At 59.0% G+C, this 12,956-nt stretch carries 10 protein-coding genes; 7 read left to right on the plus strand and 3 right to left on the minus strand.

Annotation, left to right across the window (positions count from 1 at the left end; genetic code table 11):
• Nucleotides 1-6 precede the first annotated feature (6 nt).
• The 3 genes from Q669_RS04870 to Q669_RS04880 all read right to left on the minus strand — a co-directional run bounded on the left by Q669_RS04870 (nucleotide 7) and on the right by Q669_RS04880 (nucleotide 3,069).
• Nucleotides 7-1,017, minus strand: a complete 1,011-nt coding sequence (locus Q669_RS04870) for a putative solute-binding protein (RefSeq protein WP_022991428.1) — start codon at nucleotides 1,015-1,017, stop codon at nucleotides 7-9.
• Between the two features lie 63 nt (nucleotides 1,018-1,080).
• Entirely contained in the window at nucleotides 1,081-2,145 is a 1,065-nt protein-coding gene (locus Q669_RS04875; protein WP_036148869.1) for a hypothetical protein, read from the minus strand.
• A gap of 294 nt (nucleotides 2,146-2,439) precedes the next feature.
• A complete protein-coding gene (locus Q669_RS04880) occupies nucleotides 2,440-3,069 on the minus strand; it encodes a TetR/AcrR family transcriptional regulator (protein ID WP_011786245.1) in 630 nt (209 codons plus the stop codon).
• A gap of 132 nt (nucleotides 3,070-3,201) precedes the next feature.
• On the opposite strand from Q669_RS04880, the gene Q669_RS04885 reads away from it, so the two are divergent.
• The 7 genes from Q669_RS04885 (at nucleotide 3,202) to Q669_RS04915 (ending at nucleotide 12,913) form a co-directional block, all read left to right on the plus strand.
• The gene (locus tag Q669_RS04885; RefSeq protein ID WP_022991430.1) at nucleotides 3,202-4,998 is read left to right on the plus strand and encodes an acyclic terpene utilization AtuA family protein; all 1,797 of its coding nucleotides are present in this window, start codon (nucleotides 3,202-3,204) and stop codon (nucleotides 4,996-4,998) included.
• 224 nt (nucleotides 4,999-5,222) lie between these two features.
• Nucleotides 5,223-6,089, plus strand: a complete 867-nt coding sequence (locus Q669_RS04890) for an SDR family oxidoreductase (RefSeq protein WP_011786247.1) — start codon at nucleotides 5,223-5,225, stop codon at nucleotides 6,087-6,089.
• 9 nt (nucleotides 6,090-6,098) lie between these two features.
• The gene (locus Q669_RS04895; protein WP_022991431.1) at nucleotides 6,099-7,715 is read left to right on the plus strand and encodes an acyl-CoA carboxylase subunit beta; all 1,617 of its coding nucleotides are present in this window, start codon (nucleotides 6,099-6,101) and stop codon (nucleotides 7,713-7,715) included.
• A gap of 30 nt (nucleotides 7,716-7,745) precedes the next feature.
• Nucleotides 7,746-8,906: an acyl-CoA dehydrogenase family protein gene (locus Q669_RS04900; RefSeq protein WP_022991432.1), complete on the plus strand. Its 1,161-nt coding sequence runs from the start codon at nucleotides 7,746-7,748 to the stop codon at nucleotides 8,904-8,906.
• 183 nt (nucleotides 8,907-9,089) lie between these two features.
• Entirely contained in the window at nucleotides 9,090-9,905 is an 816-nt protein-coding gene (locus tag Q669_RS04905) for an enoyl-CoA hydratase/isomerase family protein (RefSeq protein ID WP_022991433.1), read from the plus strand.
• A 228-nt stretch (nucleotides 9,906-10,133) separates the two neighbouring features.
• Nucleotides 10,134-12,092, plus strand: coding sequence for an acetyl/propionyl/methylcrotonyl-CoA carboxylase subunit alpha (locus Q669_RS04910; RefSeq protein WP_022991434.1), 1,959 nt, complete (start codon nucleotides 10,134-10,136; stop codon nucleotides 12,090-12,092).
• Complete coding sequence (locus tag Q669_RS04915) at nucleotides 12,089-12,913, plus strand: SDR family oxidoreductase (protein WP_011786252.1); 825 nt, start codon at nucleotides 12,089-12,091, stop codon at nucleotides 12,911-12,913. The genes Q669_RS04910 and Q669_RS04915 overlap by 4 nt, the downstream gene beginning before the upstream one ends.
• Nucleotides 12,914-12,956: the final 43 nt, after the last annotated feature.

The raw sequence follows: 12,956 nt of genomic DNA on the forward strand, positions 1-12,956 counted from the left end.
CTCCGCTTATTCCCGGTTTTCCGCTGTACACTCGGAGGCGCCGGGATTGCTGGCACATCGGATCTTGCTGAGCAGGCTCAGCATTTTCGGGTGATAAACGTTGGGAGCTCCGTCAACCCCATCGCGCATTTCCAGACGGTTCTGGCGGAACATCTCCTGGTAACCAACGATGTCCTTTTCCGGGATCCGTATCCACTGCTCGTCAGGAATCCCGTTTTCCTGGCTTTTAATCAGATTCATTGCCTGTGGGTACATGCCCCAGGCAACTTCCCGGGCCTTCTGGGCCGTGTCGTCTTCGATCACGCCATCACGGGCAATGATCTGAATGGTCAGCTGGGCAAGCGGGTAGTCGACAATGCCACCCTTATCGCCAATCCCTTTGTACAGCTCCAGAGCCTGGTAGGCGAACGCAGGCGCATAGGCAGTATCGACCGACCCATTGTTGAACTTGCCAGCAAAGTTGGTGATATCAGAGGGAACCACCGTCGCTTTTACATAGTTCACCATGTGAATGGCGTCTTTCTGGTAGTCCAGGGTGGCAATACGCTTTCCGGCCAGTTCGCCCGCTGTATCAATGCTGCGATCATTCACAAACAGATAACCGGCACCCGCCGGTACAATGCCCAGTACCTCATAGCCCCCGTCCTTCATGAGGGACGCTGCCTTGGGCTGTGCCAGGGTGGCCAGCAGGGTTTTCAGGTCGTCGTAACTTGGCAGGGCACCGACGGCACTGATGCTTCCGGTAAAACGATTGAATGGGCGAATACGGATGTCGGTCGCGGCGACGGCATCGCACTGGCCGGCGTTGAAGTCGCCAATGGCCACGCCTTCATCAGTGTAGGGCTTGAGTTGGAAATCGACCCCATGGGCTTTCATTTCCAGAGCGTAGTCCTTGACCATGTTGTAGACGTCGCCGTTAGCGCCGATGACATCAAACACACACATGGAAACCGACTGGGCAGATGCCAGTGGTGCGACAATGGCAAGAGACAAGGCTGCAAGGGATTTGCGAATCATGACGACCTCCGGGTCATTCTTGTGTTTTTGATCTTTAAGTCATAGATAACTGAAAGGCCAGCCTCAGAGCAGGCCTTCCAGATCCATGGTTTCAACGTTCTCGGTATTGCGCTCCGGGCTCATCTTGCCGAAGAAGGTCCGTGGTGTGCGGTGGCCGTAGTTGGCGCTCCAGTGTTTGTCCGATGCGAACTGGACAATCCTGCGGGCCACTTCGTCCACCAGCCGATATTCTTCCCAAACCTCGATGCGCTCTTCAGCCTCTGCGAATTCCGAAACGGCCTGTGCCAGCACCTGCGGTCGTCCAAAGGTTTCCGCAGCGACTACCTGAACGGCGTAAGAGGCACGGATACCGGACTCAACACTCAGCTCTGCGCTGTTTTCCATCACCTGCCAGGGGTCTGGAGACAGGTCCGGTCGGGTGTCAGGCAACAGTAACCAGACGAGGGCGCGAACGGCGTTGGGCAAACCGCCCCATTTTTCATTATCCACGCACTGGGCGGCACGCTCGGCCTGGGGCGCAATGTTGCGGGGCACACCCGCCAGGGCGCCGGAGTTGGAGTCGTTCACAATGGCCTGCATCCCCGTTAGCAGCCCGAGCAGGAACGTGAGTTCGTCCTGATCACTGAAAAGGAACGGGCATTCCAGAGGTTCGGCTGCCGGGTCAAAATCGTAGGCGGCCATGGCACGCTTGAAGGCTTCGTAGCGGCGCTCAGCTGTGCGCGCGTAGAGTCTTTTGGAGACTTCCCGGGCATCCTTGGCGGCGGGAAAATCGCCACGGTATTCCGCCCGCAGATAAGCCAGTTCAGCCTCCCAGGCCCGGTATTCCATGCAATTCGCCGCCAGCAGCATGAGCAGGGAACCGGTTGAATCCGGTGCATCAGTGACTCTCGAAAACGAGTAAACCAGCGGATCCGTGCCCTCACCCAGTGCACAGGCCATGCCCGGATCGGACATCTGCATAACGTAGGGAGTTGCCTCGGACTCCGAGTAGTTCGACAACACGATGCCGGTGGTGGTGTAAATAGGGTTGGCAGAACATCCGGCCAGCAGCAGTACCGAACTTCCCAGCATTGCCTGGCGTACACGAGCCGAAAACCGGCGCGCTTGAGAGACCATTGAGGAGATCATAATTCGACCTGTCTGACATTGTTTTTGTATGTAAGGGAGTGCGAGAAATTTTTATCACATTTGATTCTCGTCAATCCGTGAACCAGCTCCAGCTACCTCTGGCCAGAGCTCGAACGAGAGCAAGAATGCGAGGAATATTGTCAGACAGAAATGGCTTTATTGCCGAAACCGGCATGCCGATCAGGCCAATGGCCCGGGATGAATCGAATAATTTTTTGATTTATTGATTTATAACAAGGAGTTAAATATGTAGTGCGTTTCGGAACAAGCGTGCCACTTTGTGACTTGTGCACATTAACATTGAGCAAGACCCAGCATTGCCATCACCTGATCGGTCAGTCCATCGAGGGTCAGACCGCCCCGTTCCGGGCGATACCAGGTGACCGTCCAGCTCAGGGCGCCGGTCAGCATTCTTCGGGTAATGAAAGGGTCCGCTCCAAGCTGGTGTTCCTTCGACAGCTGTTGAAGCGTAGACAACCACAGGTTTTCATAGATATCCCGCAACTCCAGCACTTCAGCCTGGGAGCTTTCCGAAAGACTGCGCCACTCATACACCAACACCGCCATGGCCTCTCCGGTCTGGCCGTTAATCGACTCCAGTTCTGCCCTGATCAGCGCCCGCAGTTTTTCTCTCGCTGAATCCGCCTGGTCGGCAGCGGCCTGCATCAAGGCGGTATTCAGCCGAATGGTCTCGACCATCACCGCCTTGAGAATTTCCTCCTTGGTGCGGAAATGGTGGAACAAGCTCCCTGACTGAATACCCACAGCCGCCGCCAGATCCCGCACCGTCGTGCGCTCGTAGCCTTTATCCCTGAACAGTCTTGCTGCTTCGTTTAACAGGCGCCCGCGGGCGCTGGAGGGATCAGACACAAGTTGCTCGGCAATGAGGGATTGCAGGATTGGGTTCTGGTTCACAAAGGCCATCCGGTTGTCTTGCTGGGACTTTTTATTCTACCCGAGATTTGCCTGTTTACAAACCAAGCGCTTGCTTGGTATTGTCGTTTCGATCGTTGGATAACCTCTCGCCAGTGCGGGTATCAGAACAAGGCCAAGAACATGTCAGACGCCAACAAAACCATCCGTATCGGTTGCTCCGCCGCTTTCTGGGGCGATACCGAAACCGCCGCTGCCCAACTGGTACGCCAGGGCAATATTGATTACCTGGTCGCCGATTACCTGGCCGAGATCACCATGTCGATCATGGCCGGCCAGAAGATGAAAGACCCGACTCAGGGCTACGCCCGGGATTTTGTGCAGACGGTGATGGCGCCTCTGCTCGGCGAGATAAAGGATAAAGGCATCCGGGTTCTGGCCAATGCCGGTGGAGTAAACCCGGTGGCTTGCCGCGATGCTCTGCAGGCCCTGTGTGAAAAGGCCGGCGTCGATCTGAAGATTGCGCTGGTGCTCGGCGATGATCTGTTGATGAAAAAGAAAAAGCTGGGCGATGCCGGCATTACTGAAATGACCACCGGTCAGCCCTTCCCCGCCATGATGGTGAGCCTGAACGCCTATCTGGGTGCGCCCGGCCTGGTGGCGGCCCTGGAACAGGGTGCCGACATCATTATCACCGGCCGTGTCGCAGACAGTGCGCTGGTGCTGGCGCCGCTGGTGCATGAATTCGGCTGGCGCTGGAACGACTACGACAAACTGGCCCAGGGCAGCCTGGCCGGGCATTTGCTGGAATGCGGCGCACAGTCTACCGGCGGTAATTTCACCGACTGGGAACAGGTGGCTGATGGCTACGCCAATATGGGCTTTCCCATCGCCGAGGTCAGCGCCTCTGGCGATTTTGTGATGACCAAGCCCGAGGGCACCGGCGGCATGGTCAGCAGGGGCACTGTGGGCGAGCAGCTGGTGTATGAGATTGGCGACCCACGGGCTTACCTGCTGCCAGATGTAACCTGCGATTTCACTCAGGTGACACTGGAGGAAATCGACAAGGACCAGGTCCGGGTGTCCGGTGCCAGGGGACGCCCGCCGACAGACAGCTACAAGGTGTCAGGCACCTGGCCAGATGGATTCAAGTGCACAGTGACGTTCCTGCTGGCCGGCCTTGATGCCCGCGCCAAAGCACAACGAGTGGCGCAGGCTATTCTGGCCAGGACGTCAGCGATGTTTGCCGAGCGCGGCCTGCCGGATTATTCCGAAACCAGTATCGAATTGCTGGGCACCGAGACTACCTATGGCCCCCATGGCAAGGGCGACCAATGCCGGGAAGTGGTGGTGAAGATTGCCACCGCCCATCCGAAGAAAGAAGCCCTGGTGCTGTTTTCCAGGGAAATTGCCCAGGCCGCTACCGGTATGGCGCCTGGCATCACCGGTATTGTCGGCGGTCGGCCAACCGTGTGGCCGAAGATTCGTTTGTATTCCTGTCTGGTACCGAAATCGGAGGTAGCGGTTTCGGTGGATCTGGCTGGTGAGAAGTCTGAGGTGGAGGTAGCGACCGAAGGTGGTTTCAATCCGGGCGATCTCGCGGCTGAGCCGGAGTCCCGGATGGAGGTGGCAACGGATACCACAGTGCCGCTGCTCAAGCTGGCTTGGGCGCGGTCCGGGGATAAGGGCGATCACAGCAATATCGGGGTGATCGCGCGGGATCGAGAGTATGTTCCTTATATTGAGGCTGCGTTAACGGAACAGGCGGTGGCCGAGTGGATGGCTCATACGCTGAATCCTGAGTCCGGCAAGGTGACTCGCTGGTCTATGCCTGGGTTGCATGCGTTCAATTTCTTGCTGGAGCACAGTCTAGGTGGCGGCGGTGTGGCGTCGCTTCGAATTGATCCGCAGGGTAAGGCGTTTGCTCAGCAGTTGCTGGAGCTTCCAGTGCCTGTGCCTTCGAATCTGGTTCCTCAATGAATTTATTAACCCCGGTTCTGGGGCAAGAGCCCCGACAGGGCATTACTTCCCTGAGCTTGGGTGCAAGCGCCCCACCGGGGTACAGCCTTCCGGGACACGCCGTAAATACGTCCGTGTAGGCTTGAGCGCAGCTTCCCTGCTGCGCACAGTCCCGGAAGGCTGTACCCCGGCGGAGCGCCCGAACGTTTTTCGTGGATTCTTTGGATTGGAATAGGGAATTTTGTATGAGTTATCAGTCTGTTCTTCGCCCGGGCTTGTTTGAAGGCCAGGTTTTTATTGTCACCGGTGGCGGTTCGGGGATTGGCCGCTGCACGGCTCACGAACTGGCGGCGCTCGGTGCCCGGGTTGCGCTGGTCGGTCGTAAGCAGGAGAAGGTAGACGCGGTTAAGGCCGAAATTGAGGAAGACGGTGGTATTGCCAGCGCCCATGCCTGCGATATTCGCGAGGAGGAGTCGGTCAAGGCCACGGTGAAGGCCATTATTGAGACCCACGGCGGTCTGAACGGGGTGGTGAACAATGCCGGCGGGCAGTTTGCGTCTCCGTTAACAGGCATTAACCAGAAGGGTTGGGAAACCGTGGTGCGCACGAATCTGACCGGCGGTTTTCTGATTTCCCGGGAGGCCTATACCCAGGCCTTGAGTAAAACCGGCGGTTCGATTGTGAACATTGTGGCGGATATGTGGGGTGGTATGCCTGGCATGGGCCACTCAGGGGCCGCACGGGCCGGTATGGTGAATTTCACCCAGACAGCCGCGGTCGAATGGGCGCCGTCCGGGGTTCGGGTGAATGCGGTGGCGCCGGGGTGGATTGCGTCCAGCGGGATGGACAACTACCCGGCCCACATGAAGTCGTGGATTCGCAGCCTGGCGGATGCGGTGCCGATCAAGCGGATGGGTACAGAATCAGAGGTGAGTTCGGCGATCTGTTTCCTGCTTAGCCCGGGCGCGGCGTTTATCAGTGGTGATTGTCTGCGGATTGACGGCGCGGCGTCCCAGGGTGGGCGTGTGTGGCCGATGCCGAAGGCGAAGAATAACGAGCCCTACAACGGTTTCCATCGGGCGGTAACGCCGAAAGTGTTGAGTGACGACTGAGGATTTCCCATGCAGGTACTGGAAACAACAATAAGCCCCCAGTCCGACGAGTTCCGGGCCAATATCGAGGCCATGGAAGCGCATATCTCGACTTTCCGGGATGTGGAGCAAAAGGTTCTGGACCTGGCGGAATCGGCCCGGGAGAAGTTTACCAAGCGAGGCAAGCTGCTACCGCGGGATCGCATCAATCGGTTGCTGGATCGTGGCAGTGAGTTTCTGGAGCTGTGCTCCCTGGCCGGTTACAAGATGCATGATGACAAAGACGGTTCCATGGCCGGAGGCGGGATTATTGCCGGCATCGGCAGAGTAGCCGGAGTACGCTGCCTGGTGGTCGCAAGCAACAGCGCCATCAAGGGCGGAACCATCACCCCCGCCGGTCTGGACAAAACCCTGCGACTGCAGCAGATCGCCATGGAGAACAAATTGCCGGTGGTATCGCTGTCAGAATCCGGCGGTGCCAACCTGAACTATGCCACCGATATCTTCGTGCTGGGCGCCCGAGGCTTTGCGAACCAGGCCCGGATGTCTGCAGCCGGTATTCCACAGGTAACCGTCGTCCATGGCAACGCCACTGCCGGCGGGGCCTATCAGCCGGGCCTGTCGGATTACGTAATTACCGTACGCGAGCAGGCGAAGATGTTCCTGGCAGGCCCGCCGCTTTTAAAAGCCGCGACCGGTGAGGTCGCCACCGATGAGGAACTGGGTGGAGCAGAAATGCACGCCACAGTTGCCGGCACCGCCGAATACCTGGCCGAAGACGATGCGGATGGCATCCGCCAGGCCCGGGAGATTCTGGGCGCCCTGCCCTGGAACGAAAATCTGCCACTACACCAGGAACCACAGTGGGATGAGCCGCTGTATCCGGCTGAAGAGCTACTGGGTGTGATTCCTTCCGACGCCAAGAAACCCTACGACGTGCGCGAGATCCTCGCCCGCATCGCCGACGGCTCCCGGTTCCTGGATTTCAAGAACGATTACGACAGCCAGACGGTGTGCGGCACCATCCGGATTCACGGCCACAGTGTAGGTATTATAGGCAACAATGGCCCGATCACCCCTGCCGGCTCCACCAAGGCTGCCCAGTTTATCCAGCTTTGCGATCAGGCAGGCACGCCTATCCTGTTTCTGCATAACACCACCGGATTCATGGTCGGCACCCACTCCGAACAGAACGGCATCATCAAACACGGGTCGAAGATGATTCAGGCCGTGGCCAACTGCCGGGTACCAAAACTCGCCGTGGTGGTGGGCGGTTCCTACGGCGCCGGCAACTACGCCATGTGCGGCCGGGGCCTGGACCCGAGATTCATCTTCGCCTGGCCCAACAGCCGCACCGCCGTCATGGGCCCCGCCCAGGCCGGCAAGGTGATGCGCATCGTGGCTGAAGAAAAACAACGCAAAAGCGGTATCGAGCCGGACGAAAAGACCCTGTCGTTCCTGGAACAGGCGACCGCCAAAAAGCTGGAAGACGGCTCCACCGCCCTCTACGGCACTGCCAGACTCTGGGACGACGGCCTGATCGATCCGCGGGATACCCGCCGTGTCCTGGCCATGGTGCTTTCCGTTTGCCGTGAAGCCGAACAACGACCACTGCGACCCAACGTTTACGGCGTCGCCCGTTTCTGATTTCCACACTGATTTACCGGGAGAACAACAATGAAATTCACAGCCGAACACGAAGCCCTCAGAAAGACCGTCCGTGATTTCGTCGAAAAGGAAATCAATCCGCACTGCGATGAATGGGAGGAAGCCGGCGAGTTTCCCATTCACGACCTGTTCAAGAAACTCGGCAACCTGGGCCTGCTGGGCATTCAGAAGCCGGAGGAATGCGGCGGCATGGGTCTGGATTACAGCTACAACCTCGTGGCTGCTGAAGAACTGGGCATGGCCAAGTGCGGCGGTGTTCCGCTGGCCGTGGGCGTACAGACTGACATGTGCACTCCCGCGATTGCGCGCTTCGGTTCCGATGAACTGAAACGGGACTTCCTGGCCCCGGCTATTGCTGGCGATATGGTGGGCTGTATCGGTGTGAGTGAAGTGGGCGCAGGCTCCGATGTGGCCGGCCTGAAAACCACGGCTAAGAAAGACGGCGATGACTACGTCATCAACGGCTCCAAGATGTGGATCACCAACTCCCCGAAAGCGGATTTCATGTGTCTGCTGGCCAACACCAGCGACGACAAACCCCACAAGAATAAAACCCTGATGATCGTGCCCATGAACACACCGGGCATCACTTTCAGCCCGCACCTGAACAAGCTGGGTATGCGTTCGTCAGAAACCGCCCAGGTGTTTCTGGACGACGTGCGAATTCCCCAACGCAACCGCATCGGCGCAGAAGGCACCGGCTTTATGATGCAGATGCTGCAGTTCCAGGAGGAGCGCATGTGGGGGGCCGCCAACGTAATCAAGGCCCTGGAAAACTGTGTCACGCAGACCATTGAATACTGCCGCGAGCGCAAGACCTTTGGCCAGCCGCTGATCGACAACCAGTACATTCATTTCCGCCTGGCGGAGTTACAGACCGAAATCGAAGCGCTGCGCGCGCTGACCTATCAGGCCTGTGAGCTGCACATTGAGGGCAAAGATGTCACCAAGCTGGCGTCGATGGCGAAACTGAAGGCCGGGCGTCTGGGTCGAGAAGTGACCGATGCTTGCCTGCAGTTCTGGGGTGGCAACGGTTACATGTGGGACAACCCCCTGTCACGGGCTTACCGCGATGTGCGGTTGGTCTCCATCGGCGGCGGTGCCGACGAAATCATGCTGGGCATCATCTGCAAGCTGATGGGCACCTTGCCTGGCAAGAAACGCGACTAACGTTTGGAGTTTGGAGTCAGGCCTCGCGGTCAGGTAGGGCTTTCCGGGACACGCTGTGAATACATCCATGTACGCTTGACTGCAGCATCCCTGCTGCAGACAGTCCCGGAAAGCCCTACCTGCCCCCAAGGCCCCGAACGTTGCGACTGGTACCCGATTGCCGCCCGAAAACGGAGCCTTTTTATGGAACAGCTACCCCAGTGCGAAACCCTGATTCTTGAAAAACAGGGCCCCACCCTGTTCATCACCATCAACCGCCCCGACGTCCGCAACGCCATGAGTCTGCAGATGGTCGCTGAGTTGTCCACCATCTTCAGCGAGATCGAAAACGACATCAGCATCCGCGCCGCCGTCATCCGCGGCGCAGGTGGACATTTCTGCGCCGGCGGCGATATCAAAGACATGGCCGGCGCCCGGAGCCAGAAAGCTGGCGAAGGCCGCGATGACCCGTTCTACAAACTCAACCGCGCCTTCGGCCAGATGATCCAGCAAGTCAACGAATCCTCCAAAGTCGTCATCGCCATCACCGAAGGCGCCGTCATGGGCGGCGGCTTCGGCCTGGCCTGCGTCTCCGACCTGGCCATCGCCGGCCCGACTGCCAAATTCGGTATGCCGGAAACCACCCTCGGCGTCATCCCGGCCCAGATCGCCCCGTTCGTTGTCGAACGCATCGGCCTGACCCAGGCCCGTCGATTGGCGCTGCTAGGTTTGAGAATCGACGCAACGGAAGCCTGCAAACTCGGCATCGTTCACCAGGTTGCGGAATCCGAAGAACAGCTAAGCGACATGCTGAACCAGGCTCTGGAACGGGTACGCCTGTGCGCCCCCGATGCCACGGCAGAAACCAAGGCCTTACTGCATCGGGTGGGACATGAAGCCATGGCCGGTTTACTCGATGACGCCGCTGAAAAATTCGCGGCCGCCATCCGGGGGCCCGAGGGCACGGAAGGCACTATGGCGTTCATGCAAAAGCGTGAGCCAAAGTGGGCCGAGAGTTAACGAAAACAAATATTAAAACAAGCCACTCAACAATCATTGGGCAGGCAAACACCCAAGGTCGCGGGAGCGCCACTGGCGGGATAAGCCTCCGGAAAATTTCGAAGGCCAAGGATGGCCTGAGAGAAGCGCACAGGGATGTGCTCGTAGCGGTTTTCCGGAGGCTTATCCCGCCAGTGGTGCGGACGAACACCAACCTGGGGCGGTCCAGTAACAAGGTAGATAACGCGTATGCTAAAAAAACTACTCATCGCTAACCGAGGCGAAATCGCCGTCAGGGTCATCCGTACAGCCAAGGCGCTGGGCTACCGAACCGTTGCCGTCTACTCCGAAGCCGACGCCAACGCCCTGCACGTTGAACAAGCCGACGAAGCCGTCTGCATCGGCCCGGCACAGGTTGCCGCCTCCTACCTCAACGCCGACGCCATCCTCGATGCCGCAAGGAAAGCAGGCGCCGACTGCATCCACCCGGGCTACGGCTTCCTCTCTGAAAACTCCGGCTTCGCCAAAGCCGTCAAACAGGCCGGCCTCACCTTTGTAGGCCCGCCCGAAAACGCCATTGAACTCATGGGCAGCAAACGCCGCTCGAAAATCGCCATGCAGGAAGCCGGCGTGCCCGTAGTCCCTGGCTACGAAGGCAACAACGCTAGTGATGATGAACTCATCGCCGCAGCCCAGGACATCGGCTACCCCCTCATGCTCAAAGCCTCCGCAGGTGGCGGTGGCCGGGGCATGCGCCTGGTCGAGAGCGAGAGCGAGTTGGCCGACAACATTAAAAGGGCCCGCTCAGAAGCCAAACAGGCCTTCGGTGACGACGAACTGATCATCGAAAAAGCGGTCATCGAACCCCGGCACGTGGAAATCCAGGTTTTCGCAGACCACCACGGCAACGCCGTTTACCTGGGCGAGCGGGACTGCTCCGTACAGCGCCGGCACCAGAAAGTGGTTGAAGAAGCGCCCTCACCTTTTGTCACCCCGGAACTGCGTAAGGCCATGGGCGAAGCTGCTGTCAAAGCGGCCCTGGCCTGCGGTTACGAGGGCGCCGGTACCGTGGAATTCCTGGTCGACAAAGACCGCAATTTCTACTTCCTGGAAATGAACACTCGCCTGCAGGTAGAACATCCGGTCACCGAACTGATTACCGGCCAGGATCTGGTGGCCTGGCAGTTGATGGTCGCTGAAGGCCGCCCGCTGCCTCTGGCCCAGGATGACATCCAACTCAATGGCCACGCCATCGAAGTGCGACTTTACGCCGAAGACCCGGCCAGTGGTTTCACCCCGCAAACCGGTACCCTGCACCAGTTCACCCCGGCCGAAGGCGAAGGCCTGCGGTTTGATACCGGCGTGCGCTCCGGTGACGTGGTCAGCCCCCACTACGATCCCATGCTGGCGAAAGTCATCGCCTGGGGCCAGAACCGGGACGAAGCCCGTCGCCGCCTGATCCGGGCGCTGGAAGACACCACAGTCTTTGGTGTGACCACCAACCGCCATTTCCTCAGCCGCATCATCGCCGATGACACCTTTGGTGCCGGTGAAGCCACCACGGCCTTCCTGCAGCAGGCCTTCAAGAATGATCCGTCACTGGCGCCCCAGCCGCTCACCATCCGCGAGCTGGCCCTGAGCGCCTGCGCATTGAGCCTCGGCCAATCCGCCCAGAAAGGCTGGAGTAACGCCCCCGCCACCGTCATGCCGATGAAGCTTGAGGCCCGGGACGAATCCGTGGAACTGCTGGTTCGGCACAGTGGCCACAAACTGCTGGTGGCCCACGGCGAAGAACACTATGAATTGCAACTGCAAAGCCAGGAACCAGGCCTGCTGTGCATTATCGACAACGGGGTTCGTCAGCGGTGCCAATACTACCGGAGCGGAGATTCCCTATATTTGCAGGCGTTCGGCCGTTCCTGGTGCGTTCGGGATATTACGCACCAACCCGCCCAAGGTGCCCTGGGCACCGGCAGCGGCAAGGTCCAGGCCACTATGGACGGTGCCATTATTGATGTACTGGTGGCAGAGGGAGATCAGGTGGAACAGGGCCAGACCCTGGTGATTCTGGAAGCCATGAAAATGGAGCATCCGGTTAAGGCGGATCGCAGGGGCACCGTTGGCCAGTTGCTCGCCCGCAAAGGAGACCAGGTCAAGCGTGGCCAACTTCTGGCAGACGTGCAGTCCACTGAGGAGGCAGCATCATGAGCCGGCTACAGCAGCGCACAGTGTTTATAACCGGCGGCAGCCGGGGAATCGGCCGGGCCATTGCCCTGGCCTGTGCCCGGGAAGGCGCCAACGTGGTCATTGCAGCGAAAACCGATACCCCGCATCCGAAACTACCCGGCACCATCCACACGGTCGCTGAGGAAATTCGCAACGCCGGAGGCCAGGCGCTACCGCTGGTACTGGACGTGCGGGATGAACGACAGGTCCGCCAGCGAATAGACGAAGCCGCCGGTTATTTTGGCGGTATCGATGCCCTGGTGAACAACGCCGGGGCGATACGCCTGACCGGTGTCGAAAACCTGAAAGTGAGCCGATACGACCTGATGCATCAGGTCAACGCCCGGGCCGTATTCACCTGCAGTCAGGCGGCCCTGCCCTGGCTGAAGGAATCCGGTGGCCACATTCTCAGCCTGTCGCCGCCGCTGAACCTGAATACCCGGTGGTTTTCCCAGTACGGGCCATACACCACCACAAAATACGGAATGACCATGCTCAGCATGGGCATGGCCGAGGAGTTCCGACGCTATGGCATTGCCGTGAACTGCCTGTGGCCAAAGACTCTGATTGCCACTGCCGCCATAGAACACGAAGTGGGCGGACCTCAATTGATGGCGCAGGGACGAAAGCCGGAAATCATGGCCGATGCTGCGGTCAGCATACTGTCCCGCAGTGCGGACGAACTGACCGGGCAAGCGCTGATTGACGAGGATGTACTTCGTCAGGATGGCGTGAAGGACTTCGAACACTACCGGTATGCCGCAGGCGACAAGCCGCTGCTGCCGGATCTGTTCCTGGATTAGCCGCGGAGCAATGGGTTGGTCCGCGGTTCAAAACCTACAAAGA

The sequence above is a fragment of the Marinobacter sp. C1S70 genome, from assembly GCF_000475355.1.
Taxonomy (GTDB): domain Bacteria; phylum Pseudomonadota; class Gammaproteobacteria; order Pseudomonadales; family Oleiphilaceae; genus Marinobacter; species Marinobacter nauticus.